A 19,054-nucleotide genomic window follows, 5' to 3' on the forward strand; every position below is an offset into this window, starting at 1 on the left:
CGTATATTTACGGCGTATACATACACTTTGCGCTCATGGGTACATACAGTCAACAGGGGAATGCCGGAGCGCTGTCGAACGAACGGAGGCGGGCATGACGAGAGGGCGGGCCGGGTCCGGCGGCGAGGGCGCGTCGAATTCTCCGGCGCGTCGCGCCAGTGACCGTGGCCGCTACGGCCGCCTCAGCCGCGAGCGCGTGCTGGCCGCCGCCCTGGACCTGGTCGACCGGGAGGGCCTGTCCGCCCTGAGCATGCGCCGCCTCGGCGCGGAACTCGGCGTGGAGGCGATGGCGCTCTACCGCTACGCCGAGGGCAAGGACGCGCTCCTCGACGGTCTCGTCGAGGCGCTGTACCTGGAGCTGGAGGAGCGCCTGGGGGACTGGGACCCCGAGCAGGACGGGCGCTCGGGGCTGCACCGGATCGCGCGGGCCACCTACGACGTCTGCCTCGCCCACCCGCACGCCGTCCCGCTGCTGACCACCCGCATGCTGGCGGTCCCGCTGGCCCGGCGCCCCCTCGCGGTGCTCAGGGACCATGAGCGCGTGCTCGTTCTCCTGGAGCGGTCGGGCCTGGAGGGGACCCGCGCCGCGTTGGCCTTCGAGGCCGTGACGGCCTGGCTGCTCGGCTATGTCTCCGCCGAACTGCGCCCCATGGTCGACAACCCCGACGAACCGGACCCCGCCTTCCGGCTCGGTCTGCACCGCATGCCCTCGCACGAACTGCCGAACCTGCGCCGCACGGCCGCCGCTCTGGCCGACCGCGCGGGCCCGGAAGGGCTGGCGGCCGGCCTGGACGCGCTGCTCGACCGGTTCGCTCAGGGATAGCTGACGAGATCGGCCACGTTCGTCGAGGAGTTGGACGGACCGCCCCGGTCGTTGATGACGTGCCGGATCGTCCCGGTGCCGCCGAGCGAGACCGTCACCATGTTCTGGAACCGGACGTTCGGGCTGTTCGGCACCTCGAAGGCGTGCTCGGCCGTCACCCGCGGGTCGACGTTGAAGTAGCAGTAGCTGCCGAGCCCGTACGCCTGGTGACTGGTCACCGAGTCGGCCACCTTGTAGGCGGCGTAGCCCTGCGTGGAGCCGTTCATCCAGGCGGCCTGGTTCGGCGGGTCGTAGGGCATCTCGTTCTGGTAGAAGTACGTCCGCCCGCCGTTGCCGTTCCAGACGGTCTGGTGCTTCTGATAGTGCTCGACGAACAGGCCGTACATGGTGACGTCGTCGCCGTTGACGACGAGCCCGGTGTCGGCGGTATTGGTGTTCCAGCCGACGCCGCTGCCGTGGTCGGCACGCCAGACCCACATGTGGTCGCCGATGACGTCGTCGCTGTTGACGACGAGGCTGGTGCTCGCCCGGCCCACGGCGGCGCCGCCGACCCGGAAGTACACGTCGTGCAGGGAGGCGGGGTTCGCGGTGTGGTCGGCGGATGCACCGGACGGCCCCATCTCCACCAGTGTCCGCGAGTTGGTGGTGCCGGCGTCGAAGAGCAGGCCCGCGATCTTCACGCCGTCGACGTCGGCGACGGTCATGGCGGTGATGCCGTTGTCGGGGACGAACGTGGCGAGGCCGAGACCGAGGACGACGGTGTCCGGGCGGGTCACCCGCAGGGTCTGGTCCAGGTGGTAGACACCGGGCGTCACCAGCAGGTTCTTTCCGTCGGCGAGGGCGGCGTTGATCTGCGCCGCGGTCGCGCCCGCCTTGACGACGTAGAACTGGTCCATGCCGAGGGAGGTGCCCGCGGGGCTGCCGTTCGCCCAGGTGGTCGCCGAGGAGCCGGTGCGCAGCGCGGGCACGAACACCCGGTAGGCGCCCGCGGAGTCGACGTACAGGAACGGCTTCTCCCGCACGATCGGGGTCTGCGCCACCGTGGTGTACGGCGGGCTGGGGAAGCTGTTGCCGGGCACGCCCTGGCTGCCGACGAAGACCATGTTCCAGTTGGACCCCGTCCAGCTGCCGAGCTGGGAGTTGCGGGTCAGCCACTGCTGCTGGGTGCCGGACCTCACCTGGCCGTCGATCTTGCTGTCGGCCATGAAGCCGCCGCTGGACCAGCCGCCGTCGCTGAGCTCCAGATTGCCGCGCACATGCATGCGCCGGTATGCGGACGCCTGCGACACGGCCCACCGGTCGGTGCCGCCCGTGGGGTTCACCGACAGGTTCTCCGCACCGCGCCAGAAGTTCTGCGTGGCGTTCTGCGGCGGGAACCAGTCCGCCTCCACGTGCACGGCCCCGTTGACGGTGACCGAGTCGGGGGACAGGCCGAGGCCCAATATCTGTGTATAGAAGCCGACGTTGACGTCGTTGCTGTACGTGCCCGGCTTGAACAGCACCGCGTAGCGCTGCGTGCCGAACTGGTTGGTCTCCTGCTGCTGGAAGATCTGGTTCAGCCGGCTCTGGATCGTGGCCGACGGCATCGACGGGTCGAACACCGCCACGTTCGGCCCGAGGTCGACATCACCGGGGGCCGTGCTCACCGGGGCGACCTGGAAGCGCTGCGCGGCCGTGCCGTTGCAGGTGTACTGCACCAACTGCACGCTGTCGGCCGTCGACGCGGCCGGCACGTCGAGGCACTTGCCGCTGTGCCGGTTGACGAAGTGATAGGCGCCGCCGCCCTCGTCGACGGGCCGCCACTGCTGGTTGTTCCCGCCGAGATACGTCCACAGGTGCACGGCCGCGTTGTCGGCACTCGAAACGTCGCTGACGTCCACCACCTGCTGGGCGTCGTTGCGGTTGCCGATCCGCACATAGCCGTCACTGGTGGGCGTGAAGCTCCACTGCTGCGCGGTCGTGCCGTTGCAGCCGTACTGCTGCACCGCCGTGCCGTTCACCGTGGCCGCCGCCCGGGCGTCCAGGCACTTGCCGCTGCCGCCGTTCACGACGGTGGCCCAACCGCCGGGCAGCGCGGCGGCGTCGGCGGCCTGCACGTGCGGGCTCGCCCCGAACAGCGAGGCGGCCACGGCGACGGTCACGACGGCCGCGACGAGGGGTGGTCTTGAGGTGGGGGGCATGGGTTCTCCTGCACAGATGTGGCGTGCACATGACACATGACAGACGCGTCCAGCTCTTATTTCAATGCATGAGTTAAGGGGTGACCGAGCACCCCCGTCAAGACCTTGGTACGGACCAGTGAGCCGGTCGGTGCCTCGGCCGGGGTGGTGGATGCGGGGAAGGGTGGTGCGGATAGGGACACGCGTTCGGGAGTTAACCCACATCGGTGAATATGCCGGTGGGATGGGACGAAAAAGAGGTGAGCGGTGAAGCGTTTCCCCCTGTGCGACCCCGTCCGCAGAAACCTTTCCGGTAATCCTCCTCGCATAATTGCAGGCATTGCCGGGCGCTGAGCGAGTCCGCAGAATGGCTCGTCACATGCCAACGGAACTTCCGCAAGGAGGTATGCCCGTGCCAGGTTCCGATCCGCCGGCCGTATTCGCGCAGGGGACGACGCTGCTGGACGTCACCACGGCTCCGCCGCAGGTCGTCCCGCCCGTTCCGGCCGACCGTGATCCGGTCGCCACCTACTACTGCAAGACGTTGAAGCAGGTCAGCGGCGTCGAGTACGACGTCGTGATCGTCGGCGGGGGCGCGGTCGGCGCCGCCGTGCTCGACCGGCTCGTCCAGCAGAGGGGCGCGGCGAAACTCCGCGTCCTCGTCCTGGAGAAGGGAAGCTTCCTCCTTCCCGAACATGTCCAGAATCTTCACCCCCGTTATCAGCGCCTGATGAAGGACGCCGTGGCGCGGCCCTGGCGCCGCGCGCCCGGCACCACGTTCGATCTCGCGCCGCAGATCCCCTATCTCGGCGGACGTGCCCAGTTCTGGAGCACCTGGATTCCCCGCCCGAGCGATCAGCAGATGCCCGAGTGGCCCCAGGCCGTCAGGGAATCCCTGGAGAAATACTGGACGTCGGCGGAGGAATTCCTCGGCGCCGTCCTCCCCAGCCGCATGGGCGGCCAGTTCACCGCCTTCCAGCCCGAGCTGCGCAAACAGCTCCAGGCGAAACTCGCCGGCCTCGGCCACTTCCCGGACGGCATCCAGGCCCCGCAGCTGGAGGTCCCCCTCGCCTCCCGGGCCACCACCTCCTCCCTCGGCTACCGCAAGTTCAGCCCGGTCCCCGTGCTGATCGAGCTCACCGAGACGCACCCCGGCGTGGTGGACCTCGTCACCGGCTGCGAGGTACTGGAGATCCGGCACAGCGAGCCCCGGAGCAACTCCCACGGCCCCGAGTGCCGGGCCACCGAACTGTCCACCAGTCAGGGCGTGTTGAAGCTGGCCCCGCACACCGACCTCGTCCTGGCCAACGGCATCGTCGAGCCCACCGGCCTGCTCCTGGACTCGTTCCCCGACGTGCTGCCCCGCTTCACCGGCACCAACCTCGGCGGACACGTCGCCTCCTGGTTCTCGGCCCGGGTGCCGCGCGAGGCATGGCAGGGACTGGAGGACGAGGGACTCCAGGTCGCCTGCATGTATCTGCGCGGCCGCGTGGAAGCCGCAAAGCCCGAGGACACCCGCGACTTCCACATCCACCTCATGGGAGCCTCCAACCCCGCGCCCGACACCGCCGTACCCGACCTGTACCGGCTGATCCCCGACTCCTTCGACCAGGAATTCCTCCAACAGCTCAGCGACAAGGACCACATCGGCTTCCTCGTCCACTGCCTCGGCGAATGGCGCAGCCGGCCGAGCGCCACCGACGGCAGCCGGGTCTACGTCGACAACGGCGACACCGTCCTCGACCTCAAGCCCGGCACCACGGACCTCGCCCTGCGCACCACCATGGACGCCCAGGCCCAGCAGCTCGTCCAGCGGATCCTCGCGAACGGCCTCGACACCGCGAAGATCGAGTACTGGCATCCGGCCGACAACGGCCTGCCCGGCTCCTGGAAGGCCGAGATCCCCGCGGGCCGGCTCAAGGACGCCCTGGTCCACGAGTCCGGCACCCTCTGGATGGGCACCAGCCGCGACACCTCCGTCACCACCACCGACTGCCGGCTGCACCAGGTCACCAACCTCTACGTCGGCGGCGCCGCCACCTTCCCCACCTCGGGCTCCTGGAACCCCACCCTCGCCGCCGTGGCCCTGGCCCAGCGCCTGGCCGACCACCTCCTCACACGCCGTACGAAGGGGTGAGCGTGCTCACCGACGACACCATCACCGACCCACCCCCCACCACCGATCCGGACCTGCGCCGGTTCGTCGAGCAGTCGACGTCCATGACCGGCTTCGCCACCTACGACCTGTACGGCACCGGCATGGCCCAGCTGTACCTCGACACCGCACGCCACCAGGTCGGCGGCGCGGCCCGCTTCAAGGCGTTCCTCGACGCCTGGCAGCAGTCGAGCGACGGCGACGGCACCGCGGCCCTCACCCCGGTGGACCGGGAGATCGCCCGCGCGGTCACCTACCTCTGGTACACCGGCGCCTGGCCCCGGCTCGCCCCCGCCGCGCACGCGGCGCTGCGCCGCGAGATGCCCAACACCGAGTTCGTGGCCTCGGCGAGCAGCTATCCCGAAGGACTCGTCTGGCGTGCGTTCGCCGGGCATCCGGCCGGGGCCAAGCCGCCGGGCTTCGGCACCTGGGCGGAGGAGCCGCCGGAGCTGCCGACCGAGGAGGAGATCCGCGAGGAGCTGCTGGCCGTCGCCGTCGAGGACCCGTCGGTGGAGACCGCCGCCAAGGCCACGACGTACGCGGCCACCGCCTTCGCCGCCGACCTCCCGGGCGACGGCGTCCCCGCCCATCTCCTGCCCGGCGTCCGTCTGTCGCGCGGCATGACCCCGTCCGCCGTACCGGCCGCCGCTCCGCAGCCGGGCACGCGGACCGAGGAAGCGAGTGAGTGAAGCGATGACCGTGACCACCACCGGGTCCGCCGTCAACGGGCGCCGCTACGACGCCATCGTCGTCGGCAGCGGCTGGGCGGGGAGTCTGATCGCCCGCCACCTGGGCAGGCAGGGCTGGCAGGTGCTGGTCCTGGAGGCCGGCAACGGCGGCACCGACACCTGGGCCGGCTACCAGGACTCGATCGACACCTTCTCCTCCACCGTGATCAAGACGCCCAACTCCGCCTACCGGCGCAACACCGCGGCCCCCTTCCCGGACGTCCTCGACCTGCGCGCCACGGCCGAACCGCCCGGCTACACGGCCACCGGCCACTTCGTCCAGACCGGCCCCCTGCCCTACGGCACGGACTACATCCGCGCACTCGGCGGCGCCGCCATGCACTGGCTGGGCGCGGTCCCGCGCATGCACCCCGAGGACTACGCCACCCGCGACCACTACCGGTACGGCCGCAACTGGCCCGTCACAGCGGCGCAGTTGGAGCCGCACGTCCGCGAGGCCGAGCGGCTCATCGGCACCGCGGGCGACGCCGACGAACAGCGCCTCCTCGGCGTCGTACCGCCCGACGACTACGAGTACCCGATGGAGGAGATCCCCTGGAGCTGGCAGGACTGGGTCTTCCAGCGGAAACTCGACGACGAGACCGTCCGCGACGAGGTCGCCGCCACCGACTACACGCTGAAGGTGTACGGGCTGCCGCAGGGCCGCAACAGCACCCCCAACCCGCTCTACGACAACGGCCGCGGCTACCGTCCGCGCGGCGCGGTCGGCCTGCCCAACTACGGCGAGCGCTGCGTCGGGAACTCCAGCTGCACCCCCATCTGCCCCGTCCAGGCCAAGTCCTCACCGCTGCGGCTCCAGCAGGACTTCACCGACTCCGTGCACCTCGCCACGCGCTGCGTCGTCAGCCGGGTGCTGCCGGGCCGCGGCACCTCGGTACGCGGGGTGGAGTTCCGTGAGTACGGCGACCCGGCCACCCCCGTGAGCACGCCCTACACCGCCGAGGCCGACGTCGTCGTCCTCGCGGCGCACGCCATCGAGAACGCGGTGCTGCTGCTCGCGTCCGAGATGGCCAACAGCAGCGGCTATGTCGGCCGCCATCTCATGGACCACCCCACCATGCTGGCCTGGGCCCGCATGCCGCAGAACGAACCCATCGGGCCCTTCCGCGGCCCCGGGCACACCACCGGCCTGGAGTGCTTCCGCTTCGGCGCCGGACGCGCCCGGCGCGCCCCGTTCCGTATCGAGATCGGCAACTGGGGCTGGGGCTGGGCCACCGGCGCGCCGTTCAGCAACGTCAGCGCGATGCTGGCCCTCGGCGGCGACCACAACGGCGAGATCAAGGCGGACGGCCTCTTCGGCCCGGCCCTGCGCCACCGCCTCGGCGACGAGATCAACCGACAGATCCAGCTCCAGATCGCCGTCGAACAGCACGCCAACCCCGAGAACCGCGTCACCATCGACCCCCGCCGCCACCGCGACGGCGTGGGCAACCCCAAGCCGATCCTCCACTACGACCTCGACCAGCGGGTCCGCGACGGCGTGTTCGCCGCCCGCAAGGTGTCCCAGCGGATCTTCGCCGCCCTCGGCGCGCAGGACTTCACCGACTACCGCCCCCGCGACGGCGTCGCACCGCTCGGCCACTTCCGGCACCGGATCGGGGACGAGGAGCTGGACCTGGCCTACCACGGCGCCGGACACGGCGCGGGCACCCACATCATGGGCTCCCGGGCCGCCTCCTCCGTGGTCGACTCCTACCAGCGCACCCACGACCACCCCAACCTCTTCGCCGTGGGCTGCGGCAGCATGCCCTCCATCGGCACCAGCAACCCCACCCTCACCATGGCCGCGCTCGCCCTGCGCAGCGCCGAGGAGATCCACCGCGACCTCGCCCGGCTGCACCAGCCGGTCACCACAGCGGCCCGGACCCTCGAGCCCCTGCACAAGGACCTGGCCGTGGAGGGCAGCCGATGATCACCGCCTACGAGCTCAGCCGCAGGAACCCCGGCCCGCCCGAGACCGTCGAGGAACTGCGCACCTACCTCCAGGCCGCCCTGGAGGTCGAGCACCTCACCATCCCCGTCTACATGACCGGGATGTACACCATCCGACCCGGCACCAACCGGCCCGCCCAGAACACCATCCGCAGCGTCGTCCTGGAGGAGATGCTGCACCTCACGCTCGCCGCCAACCTCCTCAACGCCGTGGGCGGCACCCCCGACGTCGCCAACCCCGGCTTCGTGGCCGGCTACCCGGCCGTGCTGCCGTTCAGCGACCCGAGCCTGCCGCCCATCCCGCTCCAGCACTTCTCGCCCCAGGCGCTGGACACCTTCATGCTCATCGAGCGCCCGCGCTCCTTCGTGCCGCCCGACCCGGAGGCGACCGGCTGGACGTCCATCGGACAGTTCTACGGCTTCATCCGGCAGGGCCTGATCGACCTGGAAGGCAGCACCGAAGGGTCCACCATCTTCACCGGACCCCCCGAACGCCAGGTCGGCCCCGAGGACTTCTACAACTCCGGCGGCGAGGTGTTCGCCGTCACCGACCTCAAGAGCGCGCTCCTCGCCGTCGAGGTGATCAGCGACCAGGGCGAGGGCGTCGCCGACACCATCTGGGACAGCGACGACCTGCACTTCGGCGAGGAACGCCAGGTCGCCCACTACTTCCGCTTCAAGGAGATCCGCACCGGCCGCCGCTACGGCCGCCACGACCTGCCCCGCACCGAACCCAGCGGCCCCGTCGTCGACGTCACCTGGGACGACACCTACCCCATCCTCGGCGACACCAAGGTCTCCGACTACCCGCCCCGCTCCCAGGTCCGCCGGCAGGCGCAGCTCTTCAACGAGCGGTACGCCTACCTGCTCACCCTGCTGGACATGGCGTTCACCGGCATCCCCCGGGCCATGCACTACGCGGTCCCGGTGATGCTCGAACTGCGCGACCTCGCCCAGCGCATGTACCGCAACCCCCACCCGGACGACGACCAGGCACGCGACGGCTATCACGCCAGCCCCACCTTCGAACTCGTCGACGACCACTTCGAGTCGGCCCGCGTCCAGGCCACCGAGGTCCTCCGGACCGACCCGACCCCCACCGAGGAGAGCGCACGATGACCGGGCACGACCTTCCCCCCATCCCCCAGGGGTTCGGCCTCCCCTTCTTCTACGGCACCTTCACCAACATCGGCTTCGACTTCCTGCTCGACGACCCCGCCGAGAAGCAGGCCGTGACCAACCTGCTGCGCCAGGACGACGCCGGCCGCCATCTGACCCCGGCCCTCTTCGAGGGCAGCGTCTGCCTCTCCTTCAACTACCAGCTGTACTTCGCCCAGTTCGGCTCGGGCGCCGGCATCACCCAGGAGGTCGAGCTCAACGTCATCGCCCACCCCACCGCCGAGGCGGCCCGCGTGCCCAGGCTCAGCTACTCGCAGTACGCGCACGGCGAGGACCAGAGCCACCTCCTCGGCAACTGCCGCGTCCATGTGGCCTGCGACAGCGACATCGCCATCGAGGCGGGCGTGAAACTCTTCAACGAGCCCAAGCACAAGGCCGGTTTCCAGCACACGCTGCCCGTGCCCAACGCGACCACCGGCGACCCCAAGGCCGCCGACCGCTGGAAGGTGGTCTGCGGCAAGTACGGCACCGCGGCCGCCGACGGCTCCTTCACCCCGGCCGACACCTACTTCTCCTTCGAGGCCGACCTCGAGGACATCGGCGCACAGCCCGTCAGCGCCGCGCCGTTCACCGAGTACGGCAGCCGGAAGGAGGGCGAGCACACCCGCCCGCTGGCCGCGCCCCTCAACGTCTTCTCGCCGTACACCTGGTACGACCTGAGCGACGGGGCGGACGCGCTGGACTTCACCGTGGGCGACGCCGACCCCCTGGGGCGCAGCAAGGGCTTCCTGGACCTCGTCCTCGACAAGAGCCCGGCCGGCGCCTGGACCTACCAGTCCCCGCCGGTGGCGGCCCAGAACCGCCCGTACTGGGTCGGCACGACCTGAACCCGTCGCGGCCCTCCGCCCGAAGCGGGAAGCCCCTGACAGATCACCGACCGCCGTGGACAATGGTCCGTCGTGGGGCTGGGGAGACACTTACGGGGCTCGGGCGTCCTGCTCGTCTGCGGACTGCTGCTGGGCGGATGTTCCGGCGGGGACACGGACGACCGCACAACGCCGAGGCCTGCCCCGTCCGGCGCGTCCGCCGGTGACGACGCGCCGCCCGTGGCCGCGGAGAGCCCGACCGAGGCCGCCGATCCCGCGCGGTCGCCGCGGACCGCGGAGGACGCCCGGGCGCTGGTCCGCTCGGTGATCGCCGACGAGCAAACCGTCGGCAACGGAGCGCGGCGCGGGACGCCGTACGAGAGTGATCCGGCGACCTGGGCCGTGCTCGGCGAGGACTGCGGCTGGCGGCGTGAGACGCTGCCGGCCGACGTCCTCGCCGATCTGCGTCGCGACTTCGAGCTGCCGGGCGGCGGCGATGTCCCCGGGCTGCGGCTGACCGCCGAGGTCACCGTGCACCGCACCGCGCTCGACGCGGCCTGGGAGCAGGCGCGGATGATGGAGGAGGCCATGGCCTGCCCGCGGCAGATCCCGCGCGCGGGCGAGGAGTTGAGCGACCTCACCTCCGGCGCGTACGTCCGCGGCGAGGGCTACAACGCCTTCAGCGACGACTGGCTCATCGAGAACGGCCGCTGCGACAGCAACACCTCCGGCGGACCGTACCCGTACGCGTGGATGCAGGCCACCTTCGGGCCGGTCGTCGTCAGCGCCTCCTACTGCGGCGGGAGCGAGGAGACGAAGGAGGCGGCCGCCGACATCGTCAGGGAGTACTTCACACAGATGCTGCGCGGCGTGAAGGCCCGCATCGGACGCTCGGCGCCGGGGGAGGGCTCGTGACCGGGCCGTTGCTGCCCTCCGACCCGTCGCGGCTGGGCGGACACCGGCTGCTGGCCCGGCTCGGCGAAGGCGGCATGGGCGTCGTCTACCTGGCGCGCACGGACGCCGGAGACCTCGCCGCGGTGAAGGTGATCCGGCCCGAGTACGCCGAGGACGCCTCGTTCCGCGAGCGGTTCCGGCGCGAGGTGGCCGCCGCGAGGCAGGTCGACAGCCCCTGGGTGGTCCGGGTCACCGGCGCCGACCCGGAGGTGCGGGCGCCCTGGCTCGCGACCGCGTTCGTGCCCGGCCCCTCCCTCGCCGAGGCCGTCGCCCGCTGCGGCCCGCTCCCGGTGTCGGCGGTACGCGTGCTGGGGCAGGTGCTGGCGCGGGCGGTGCAGGCCGTGCACGCCGCCGGACTGGTGCACCGGGACCTCAAACCCGGCAACGTCCTGCTCGCCCTGGACGGACCCCGCCTCATCGACTTCGGCATCGCCCGCTCCACCGCCCCCGACGCCACCGCCCTCACCTCCGACAGCGTCGTCGTCGGCACCCCAGGCTTCCTCTCCCCGGAACAGGCCCGCGCCCAGCGGGTCGAGGCGCCGAGCGACGTGTTCTCGCTCGGCTGCGTCCTGGCGTACGCCGCCACCGGCCGGCCCCCGTTCGGCGCCGGGGCCGCCGACGCGCTGCTCTACCGCACCGTGCACGACGAGCCCGACCTCGACGGCCTCGCGGACCCCGCACTGCGCGCCCTGCTGGAGCGCTGCCTCACCAAGGAGCCGGGGGAGCGGCCCACCGCGGCGGAGGTGGCCGCGCAGTGCGGCGACGAGGTCCCGGCCGGTTCGATCGACTGGCTGCCCGAGGCGGTGGTGCGGGCCATCGCCGACCGGTCCGCCGAGATGCTCGCCCTGCCCGCCGTGGAGCCCACCCGGCCCGACCCCGCCGGCGCCCCGCCCCGGCGGCGCCTCCTCACCCTGGCCGCGGGCGCCACCGCGCTCGTCGCCGCAGGAGGCGGGGCCGCCCTGTGGACGGTCCTACGCGACACAGACAGCGACCGCGACGACGACCAGGCCGCCACGGCCGGACGCCGCTGGGTGATCGGCGTACAGGCCGACCTGAGCGGACCGCAGCGGGAGGCCGGCCGCGCCCAGGAGCGGGCCGTACGGCTGGCCGTCGAGGAGTTCAACGCCCGTTCCGGCAAGCCGTTCACGCTCGCCGTGGAGGCCGTCGACGACCGGGGACAGGCCTCCGCCGCGCTGGCCGCCGCCCGGCGGCTGACCGGCGACCGGGACGTCCTCGCCGTCGTCGGACCCACCGGCTTCACCGCCGCCGCGGCCGCCCTGCCGACGTACGAGAACGCCGGACTGCCCCTGCTCACGGTCTCCGAACTCTCCCTGTCCGCCCCCTCCTCGGGCCTCGTCGTCGCACCCGAGGTCTACTTCTACGGCGCCCCGCCCGGCCCCTCCGGCGGCTATATGACCCAGGCCCGTCTCGCCGAACGCGGCGTCACCCGGCCCGGCGTCGTCATGGACCGCGCGGGCCGCCTCACCGGCCGGGAGAGCGTGCAGATGGCGTACCGGGTCGCCGACCGGTTCGGGCTGGACCCCTATGTGCGGGTCGTGCCCGCCACAGCGCCGGACGCGGCCGTCGTGATCCCCGACATGATCGCCCACGGCATCGACGCCCTCTACTACACCGGCACCCCCGACCGCGCCGCGCGCCTCGCCAGGGCCCTTGCCGCGCGGAAGTTCACCGGTCCGAGGTTCCTCGACATGCCCGCCGCCACCGACGCCTTCGTCGCCGGGGCGGGTGAGGCCGCGGACGGCTGGGAGGCACTCGTCTCCTACACCAGCCCCGACGCACCCTCCGTGCGCGCCTTCTCCGCCGCCCACCGGAAGCGCTACGGCAGCGCGCCGGGTGTCTGGACCGTCGAGGCGTACGACGTCACGCGCCTGGTCATCGACCGCCTGACCGCCCTGCACCGAAGGCGGCACCGGCGCCCCACCCGCGCCGAACTGACCGCGGCGATCCGCGCGGCCCGCTACAAGGGCGTCGCCGCGACCTACGCCTTCGACAAGGGCGGCCTGTTCAAGGGCGGGCGGTTGAGTCACTTGAAGGTCTCCGGCGGCCGCTGGGCCTACGTCGGCCCGATCCCGCTGACCTGAGGCGGACATGCGCGCGCTGACGGCACAGGACCCCGTAGAGGTCGGCGGACACCGGCTGCTGGCCCGTCTCGGCGCGGGCGGCATGGGCGTGGTCTACCTCGCCCGCACTCGCGCGGGGCGGCTCGTCGCGCTGAAGGTGATCCGCGCCGAGCACGCCGCCGACCCGCGGTTTCGGGCCCGGTTCCGGCGCGAGGCACGGCTGGCCGCAAAGGTGAACAGCCGCTGGGTGGTGCCGGTCACCGACGCCGACCCGGAGGCCCAAGCGCCCTGGCTGGCCACCGATTTCGTCCCCGGCCCCACCCTCGGCGAGGCCGTCGCCGGAAGCGGCCCGCTGCCCGTCCCGGCCGTCCTCGGGCTCGGCGGGTGCATCGCGGACGCGCTGGCCGACGTGCACGCCGCCGGCCTCGTCCACCGGGACGTCAAGCCCGGCAACATCGTCCTCGGCCGCGACGGCCCCCACCTCATCGACTTCGGCATCGTCCGGGACGGCGGCGCCACGGCCCTGACCGCACCCGACGCGATCATCGGCACGCCCGGCTACCTCTCCCCGGAGCAGACCCGCGCCTACGGCGACGACGTGGGCCCGGCGAGCGACCTGTTCTCCCTGGGCTGCGTGCTGCTGTACGCCGCCTCGGGCCGGCCCCCGTTCGGCGGCGGCGACCCGGCGACCGTCCTGTACCGCACGGTGCACGAGGAGCCCGACCTCACCGGCCTCGACCGGCTCCCCACACCCGCCCGGACCGCCGTGACCCGCTGCTTGGCGAAGGAGGCCGCGGACCGGCCCACGGCCGCCGAACTGCGCGCCGCGCTGAGGAACGTACGAGATCCCCGGTCGGCGCTCATGGACGCGGCGGTGGAGGACGACTGGCTTCCGCCGGCCGTGCTGCGGTCGGTGGCGGCGCACTCCGCGCGGGCCCTGGACCCGCCGCCCCGCGAGGGCGTACCCGAGGCGGACACACCGGACGCCGCAGGCCCGAGAGCGTCACGGCGCCGCGTGCTGGCGATCGGCGCGAGCGCGGCCGGAGTCCTGGCGGCGGGCGGGATCGGCGCGGCGGCCCTGGCGCTGAGGGGCGGCGGCGGAGGAGGGACCGAACTGCCGGTGCACACCGTCGGTCTGCAGGCCGTGGGCCGGGAGCAGGAGCGCGGGGCCCGGCTGGCCGTCGCCGCGCACAACGCCCGCGCCGACGCCCCGTTCCGGCTCGCCCTGCGCGCCGTCGCCGACGCCTCGGCCACCGCGTCCCGGCGCCTGGCCGCCGACCCGGAGGTGCGCGTGGTGCTGGGGCCCGCCTCGACTACGGCCGTGACCGAGGCGGGGCGGGCGTACGCGGCGGCCCGGATGGCGATGGTGCTGGTGTCCGCGCCCACCCCGCCGCGGATCCTCGAACTGGAGGACCTGGTGCGGTACGTGTGCGGCACCCGCGTGGGCGACGACGACCTCGCGCCCGCGCTGTCGCTCTACCTCACCCAGGCGGCCGGAGCCCGCCGTACCGCGGTCGTCGAGGACCGGGCGGGCGGCAGCTCCGCCTCCGGGATCACGCGGATGCTGCGCCTGGTGCCGCCCGGCACGGGCACGCTCACCGTCCACGAAGTCCCCGCGGACCAGGCCGACTTCGGTACGGCGGTCCGGGCGGCGCTGGCGACACGGCCGGACGCCGTCGTCCTCGCGGGCACCTCACAGGCCCGCGCCGCCGCCTGCGCCCGCGCCCTGGCCCGCGAGGGCTACACCGGCCCCAGGGCGGGCATCGAGCCGCTGATGGGGCGGACCTTCCTCGACACGGCGGGCGACGCGGCCCACGGCTGGGTGTTCGCCGCCTCCCACTCCGAGCCGCAGTCGATGGACACCCAGGCCGCCCGCACCTTCACCGCCTCCTACCGCGACCGCTACGGCGACACACCCGGCCGCTGGTCCGCCGAGGCGTACGACGCCGTCGGCCTGGTCGCCCTGGCGCTCCGCCAACTCCGGGGCCCGGCAGCCGACATCACCCCGGGCCAGGTCGCCGACCGCCTCTTCCGCACCCCCTACGACGGCCTCGTCAAACCACTCCGCTTCGAGTCGGCCACCAACACCCTCGACCCCACCAAGGGGACCTTCCTCTACGGCGTCACCGGGGGCCGCTTCCGCTTCCTGGGCCGCAGCGACACGGTGACCCGCCTGTTCACGGCCTAGAGCCGGGGGCCGGGGCGGCCGTCAGCGGGCCGTCGGCGGTGTACGGCGGGAGCGGGCCAGTGCCAGCCGGCCCAGGACGACGCCGCCCAGGCCCAGCAGCACGGCGACGATGCCGCCGCCCAGCCCGTTGCCGGTGCCGAGCCCGCCATCGGCGGTGACCACGACCAGCCCGCCGAGCAGCATGCCGACCGGGCACGCCACCAGGGCCACGACCGCGTTGCGCCGTGCGTCGCCCCAGCCGATCCGGCCGACCGCACGGGCCAGCGCCGACGCTCCCGCGACCAGTCCGGCCAGGCCGATGAGCGCGGCGACGACTGCGGTCAGGCGGCCCGCGGTCATCGTGTATGCGTCGGCGGCGAGCGGCTGGGCCTGCACGACGGCCGGCACGCCGAGGGCGGAGGTGAGCGACATGAGGTGCTCCTTCTGCGACTGCTGTTCCCGGTAGGTCGGTGCCGAGCATGGCCGCCGTACCCACTCCTCGTCGTCCGGCGGGCGGAGACACTTCCGGATGCCGCCGACGCCGTAGCGAGCCGCAGGACTACCGCGTGCGCGGTAGCCGGCTGCTCGTCCAGGGGGGTGACTCGCCCTCGGCGCGGGCTCGTTAGGGTGCGCGCATGAGTAGAGGTGGTTCCGTGGTGCGGGCCCGTGTCGTGGACGGGGCGATCGCCGTCGGCGTGGCGGCGGCGCTGCTGGTGACCGGGCTGTCCGGGCAGCGTGCCGCGACGGGACCGGACGTCCTCGGGTACGCGCTGCTGGTGGGAGGCGGACTCGCGCTGGTCGCCCGGCGCCGGGCTCCGGTCGCCGTGCTGGCCGTCACCGGGCTGTGCGCGGTGGGCCACCAGGCGGCGGGCTTCGACGTTCCGGCCGTGGCGTATCTGTTCGCCGTGTACGCGGCCGTACGGGCGGGACACCGCACCACCACGCTGCTGGCCAGTGGGGCCATGCTCGCCCTGCTCCCGCTCGCGGCGCTGGTCTCGGGCCTGCACGACACGGGCGAGGCGTTCGCGCGGGCCCGGGGCGCGCTGGAGCTGGCGTGGCTGATCGCGGCGGGCGCCGCGGGGGAGGCGCTGCGGCAGGCGGAGCGGCGCGCGGACGACGCCGAGCGCACCCGCGAGGAGACCGCGCGACGCCGCGCTGACGAGGAACGGCTGCGCATAGCAAGGGAGTTGCACGACTCGCTCACCCATCAGATCTCCGTCGTCAAGGTGCAGGCCGAAGTCGCCGTGCACGTGGCCCGCCGACGGGGCGAGGAGGTGTCCCCGGCCCTGCTCGCGATCCAGGAGGCCGGACGGGAGGCGAGCCGCGAGCTGCGGGCGACCCTGGAGGCCCTGCGCGACGACGACACCTCCCCGCCGCGCGGCCTCGACGATGTGCCCGAACTGGTGGAGAAGTCCCGGACGTTGGGCCTCGATGCGACCCTGACCATCGAGGGGCCGCGCCAGGACGTGCCCGCGGCGGTGGACCGTACCGTCTACCGGATCGTGCAGGAGGCGCTCACCAACATCGCCCGGCACGCGGACGCCGCCACCGCGTCGGTGCGGATCGACTGCCGCCCGGACGCGCTGGCGGTCCGCGTGGACGACGACGGCAGGGCCACCACGCCGGACACCGTCCCGGTGCCCGGCCACGGGCTCCTCGGCATGCGGGAACGCGTCACCGCCCTCGGCGGCCGGCTGCGCGCCGAGCCGCGCCGCGAGGGCGGCTTCACCGTCCAGGCCGAACTCCCCGTGGACCGCACCCCGTGATCCGGGTCCTGCTGGTGGACGACCAGCCCCTCATCCGCAGCGGATTCCGCGCGCTCCTCGACCTGGAGGACGACATCGAGGTGGTGGCTGAGGCCGCCGACGGGCAGGAGGGGCTGGCCCTGGCCCGCGAGCACCTGCCCGACGTGGCGCTCGTCGACATCCGGATGCCCGTCGTCGACGGCATCGAGACGACCCGGCGCATCGCATCGGACCCGGCGCTGGGCGGGGTGCACGTCGTCATCCTCACCAACTACGGCCTCGACGAGTACGTCTTCGAAGCGCTGCGCGCCGGAGCAGCGGGATTCCTGGTCAAGGACATCGTCCCGGAGGACTTCCTGCACGCGGTGCGCGTGGCCGCCCGCGGCGACGCCCTGCTCGCCCCGTCGATCACCCGCAAGCTCATCCACCGCTACCTCGACCGGCCGGCCGCCACGGCGGGCGGCCGGGGGCTGGAGGAACTGACCAACCGCGAGCGCGAGGCCGTCGCGCTCGTCGCACAGGGCCTGTCCAACGACGAGATCGCCGACCGCATGGTCATCAGCCCGACGACCGCGAAGACCCACATCAACCGGGCCATGACCAAGCTCGACGCCCGCGACCGCGCCCAACTCGTTGTCCTCGCCTACGAGTCGGGCCTGGTCACCCCGCGCATTACGTGAACACGCGAAGTTCAGCCGGCGGTCGTACGGGGCCTGCCGTACTGCTCGTGGGTGACCGGCTCGGCCCAGGTGGTCTCCGGGGTGCCGTCCTCAAGGGTCTCCCACATCGCGAGGTGCTCCATGAAGCGGTCCGGGGCGGCGCCGTGCCAGTGCTCCTCGCCGGGCGGGCAGGAGACGGTCTCGCCCGGACGGGCCTGAAGGATCCGGCCGTCACGCGTGCCGACGAGGGCGACGCCGGAGACGACGTACAGGGCCTGACCGAGGGCGTGGGTGTGCCAGTTGGTGCGCGCGCCGGGCGAGAAGCGCACCAGGTTGACGCGCATGCGGGACGGCGCCTGGCCGGCGTGCACGACGTCCCACCAGACGTCGCCGGTGAACCACTCGGCCGGGGCCTTGCTGGTGGACTGCTGCGGGGCGAATTCCATGGTGTTGCTTCCGGTTGTGCCGATGACGGACGGGGAGAGACTACGGGCGCAGCAGCGCCTTGATCGCGCGGCGCTCGTCCATGGCCCTGTACGCCTCGGCCGCCTCGTCGAGGGGCAGTTCGAGGTCGAAGACCTTGCCCGGGTCGATCTCGCGGTTCCAGATCAGGTCGATCAGGTGGGGGAGGTGGGCGCGGACCGGGGCGGGACCGCCGTGCAGGTGGACGTGGGAGAAGAACAGCTCCTGGCCGTCGAGGGCGACGCCGTGCGAGACACCGACATAGCCGACGTGACCGCCCGGCCGGGTGGAGCGGATGGCCTGCATCATCGACTCCTGGGTGCCGACGGCCTCCACGACCGAGTGGGCGCCGAGACCGCCGGTGAGTTCCTTGACGCGGGCCACGCCATCGTCGCCGCGCTCGGAGACGATGTCGGTGGCGCCGAACTCCCGGGCCAGCTTCTGCCGCGACGCGTGGCGGCTCATCGCGATGACGCGTTCCGCGCCGAGCTGCCTGGCCGCGAGCACCGCGAGGAGACCGACGGCGCCGTCACCGACGACCGCGACGGTCCTGCCCGGCCCCGCCTGGGCGGCGACCGCGCCGAACCAGCCGGTGCCCAGCACGTCGGAGGCGGCGAGCAGGCCGGGAATCAGGTCGTCCGAGGGCATGCCCGGCGTGGCGACGAGCGTGCCGTCGGCGAGCGGCACCCGCAGCAGTTCCGCCTGCGAGCCGAGCGCGCCGATCGGCTCGCGGCGGACGCAGGACGACTGATATCCGGCCCGGCAGATCTCGCAGGTGTTGTCCGAGGCGAAGAACGAGCCGACCACGAACTGACCGGGCGCGATGTCCCGCACCTCGGCGCCGACCTCCTCGACGACACCGACGTACTCGTGGCCCATGGGCGCAGGCCCCTGGGACGTCTCGACACCGCGGTAGGGCCACAGGTCCGACCCGCAGACGCAGGCCGCCGACAGCCGGACGATCGCGTCGGTGGGGGCGACGATCGTCGGGTTCTCGCGCTCCTCGACCCGGATGTCGCCCGGGGCGTGCAGTACAGCACCACGCATGATGATCTCTCTTCCTCGCTGAGCCGGGGCCGCCGGTGACGTCCGAGGCCGTCCCGTGGACAGTCAAGGTCGGCGGCGCTGAGGCGAGTGCCCGCGGGCAGCGTGTCGGCCCCGATTGTCACTCGCGGGCACCCAC

At 72.8% G+C, this 19,054-nt stretch carries 15 protein-coding genes; 11 read left to right on the top strand and 4 right to left on the bottom strand.

The window, feature by feature from the left end; all coding sequences use genetic code 11:
• Positions 1-94 precede the first annotated feature (94 nt).
• Positions 95-823 carry a TetR/AcrR family transcriptional regulator gene (locus tag RKD23_RS35795; protein ID WP_424857504.1) on the top strand — a complete coding sequence of 243 codons (729 nt, stop codon included), beginning with the start codon at positions 95-97 and terminating at the stop codon, positions 821-823.
• On the opposite strand, the gene RKD23_RS35800 is transcribed toward RKD23_RS35795, so the two are convergent.
• Positions 814-3,003 (bottom strand): RICIN domain-containing protein, encoded by a 2,190-nt coding sequence (locus tag RKD23_RS35800; protein WP_424857505.1) that lies wholly within the window; start codon positions 3,001-3,003, stop codon positions 814-816. The two genes, RKD23_RS35795 and RKD23_RS35800, sit on opposite strands and share 10 nt — an antisense overlap.
• A 391-nt stretch (positions 3,004-3,394) precedes the next feature.
• On the opposite strand from RKD23_RS35800, the gene RKD23_RS35805 reads away from it, so the two are divergent.
• The 8 genes from RKD23_RS35805 (at position 3,395) to RKD23_RS35840 (ending at position 15,026) form a co-directional block, all read left to right on the top strand.
• Complete coding sequence (locus tag RKD23_RS35805) at positions 3,395-5,119, top strand: GMC oxidoreductase (protein ID WP_424857506.1); 1,725 nt, start codon at positions 3,395-3,397, stop codon at positions 5,117-5,119.
• A 2-nt stretch (positions 5,120-5,121) separates the two neighbouring features.
• Positions 5,122-5,826 (top strand): hypothetical protein, encoded by a 705-nt coding sequence (locus RKD23_RS35810; RefSeq protein WP_424857507.1) that lies wholly within the window; start codon positions 5,122-5,124, stop codon positions 5,824-5,826.
• A gap of 4 nt (positions 5,827-5,830) precedes the next feature.
• Positions 5,831-7,798, top strand: a complete 1,968-nt coding sequence (locus tag RKD23_RS35815; protein ID WP_424857508.1) for a GMC oxidoreductase — start codon at positions 5,831-5,833, stop codon at positions 7,796-7,798.
• Positions 7,795-8,937, top strand: a complete 1,143-nt coding sequence (locus RKD23_RS35820) for a ferritin-like domain-containing protein (RefSeq protein WP_424857509.1) — start codon at positions 7,795-7,797, stop codon at positions 8,935-8,937. Before RKD23_RS35815 ends, RKD23_RS35820 begins: the two co-directional genes overlap by 4 nt.
• On the top strand, positions 8,934-9,824 hold the full coding sequence (locus RKD23_RS35825; RefSeq protein WP_424857510.1) for a hypothetical protein: 891 nt from the start codon (positions 8,934-8,936) through the stop codon (positions 9,822-9,824). The genes RKD23_RS35820 and RKD23_RS35825 overlap by 4 nt, the downstream gene beginning before the upstream one ends.
• A 72-nt stretch (positions 9,825-9,896) precedes the next feature.
• Entirely contained in the window at positions 9,897-10,718 is an 822-nt protein-coding gene (locus tag RKD23_RS35830) for a hypothetical protein (RefSeq protein ID WP_424857511.1), read from the top strand.
• Positions 10,715-12,859: a bifunctional serine/threonine-protein kinase/ABC transporter substrate-binding protein gene (locus tag RKD23_RS35835; RefSeq protein ID WP_424857512.1), complete on the top strand. Its 2,145-nt coding sequence runs from the start codon at positions 10,715-10,717 to the stop codon at positions 12,857-12,859. Before RKD23_RS35830 ends, RKD23_RS35835 begins: the two co-directional genes overlap by 4 nt.
• Positions 12,860-12,866: 7 nt before the next feature.
• Positions 12,867-15,026: a bifunctional serine/threonine-protein kinase/ABC transporter substrate-binding protein gene (locus tag RKD23_RS35840; RefSeq protein ID WP_424857513.1), complete on the top strand. Its 2,160-nt coding sequence runs from the start codon at positions 12,867-12,869 to the stop codon at positions 15,024-15,026.
• A 21-nt stretch (positions 15,027-15,047) separates the two neighbouring features.
• On the opposite strand, the gene RKD23_RS35845 is transcribed toward RKD23_RS35840, so the two are convergent.
• Positions 15,048-15,437 (bottom strand): DUF6223 family protein, encoded by a 390-nt coding sequence (locus RKD23_RS35845; protein ID WP_424857514.1) that lies wholly within the window; start codon positions 15,435-15,437, stop codon positions 15,048-15,050.
• Between the two features lie 203 nt (positions 15,438-15,640).
• Here RKD23_RS35845 and RKD23_RS35850 point away from each other — a divergent pair, with 203 nt between their 5' ends.
• Positions 15,641-16,771 (top strand): sensor histidine kinase, encoded by a 1,131-nt coding sequence (locus RKD23_RS35850; protein WP_424857515.1) that lies wholly within the window; start codon positions 15,641-15,643, stop codon positions 16,769-16,771.
• The gene (locus RKD23_RS35855) at positions 16,768-17,430 is read left to right on the top strand and encodes a response regulator (protein ID WP_424857516.1); all 663 of its coding nucleotides are present in this window, start codon (positions 16,768-16,770) and stop codon (positions 17,428-17,430) included. The genes RKD23_RS35850 and RKD23_RS35855 overlap by 4 nt, the downstream gene beginning before the upstream one ends.
• 11 nt (positions 17,431-17,441) lie before the next feature.
• Here RKD23_RS35855 and RKD23_RS35860 read toward each other — a convergent pair whose 3' ends face one another.
• Together RKD23_RS35860 and RKD23_RS35865 are read right to left on the bottom strand one after the other, a co-directional pair.
• Positions 17,442-17,855 (bottom strand): (R)-mandelonitrile lyase, encoded by a 414-nt coding sequence (locus RKD23_RS35860; protein ID WP_424857517.1) that lies wholly within the window; start codon positions 17,853-17,855, stop codon positions 17,442-17,444.
• 40 nt (positions 17,856-17,895) lie between these two features.
• On the bottom strand, positions 17,896-18,918 hold the full coding sequence (locus RKD23_RS35865; protein ID WP_424857518.1) for a zinc-dependent alcohol dehydrogenase family protein: 1,023 nt from the start codon (positions 18,916-18,918) through the stop codon (positions 17,896-17,898).
• Positions 18,919-19,054 lie beyond the last annotated feature (136 nt).

Origin of the sequence: Streptomyces sp. SAI-170, from assembly GCF_049739565.1 — a bacterium.
GTDB lineage: Bacteria > Actinomycetota > Actinomycetes > Streptomycetales > Streptomycetaceae > Streptomyces.

What these genes read in the sequence shown, in the direction of transcription:
- RKD23_RS35795 (WP_424857504.1), top strand. Translation starts at nt 95, where the DNA reads ATGACGAGAGGGCGGGCCGGGTCCGGCGGCGAGGGCGCGTCGAATTCT.
- RKD23_RS35800 (WP_424857505.1), bottom strand. Translation starts at nt 3,003, where the DNA reads ATGCCCCCCACCTCAAGACCACCCCTCGTCGCGGCCGTCGTGACCGTC.
- RKD23_RS35815 (WP_424857508.1), top strand. Translation starts at nt 5,831, where the DNA reads ATGACCGTGACCACCACCGGGTCCGCCGTCAACGGGCGCCGCTACGAC.
- RKD23_RS35820 (WP_424857509.1), top strand. Translation starts at nt 7,795, where the DNA reads ATGATCACCGCCTACGAGCTCAGCCGCAGGAACCCCGGCCCGCCCGAG.
- RKD23_RS35825 (WP_424857510.1), top strand. Translation starts at nt 8,934, where the DNA reads ATGACCGGGCACGACCTTCCCCCCATCCCCCAGGGGTTCGGCCTCCCC.
- RKD23_RS35840 (WP_424857513.1), top strand. Translation starts at nt 12,867, where the DNA reads ATGCGCGCGCTGACGGCACAGGACCCCGTAGAGGTCGGCGGACACCGG.
- RKD23_RS35845 (WP_424857514.1), bottom strand. Translation starts at nt 15,437, where the DNA reads ATGTCGCTCACCTCCGCCCTCGGCGTGCCGGCCGTCGTGCAGGCCCAG.
- RKD23_RS35850 (WP_424857515.1), top strand. Translation starts at nt 15,641, where the DNA reads ATGAGTAGAGGTGGTTCCGTGGTGCGGGCCCGTGTCGTGGACGGGGCG.
- RKD23_RS35860 (WP_424857517.1), bottom strand. Translation starts at nt 17,855, where the DNA reads ATGGAATTCGCCCCGCAGCAGTCCACCAGCAAGGCCCCGGCCGAGTGG.
- RKD23_RS35865 (WP_424857518.1), bottom strand. Translation starts at nt 18,918, where the DNA reads ATGCGTGGTGCTGTACTGCACGCCCCGGGCGACATCCGGGTCGAGGAG.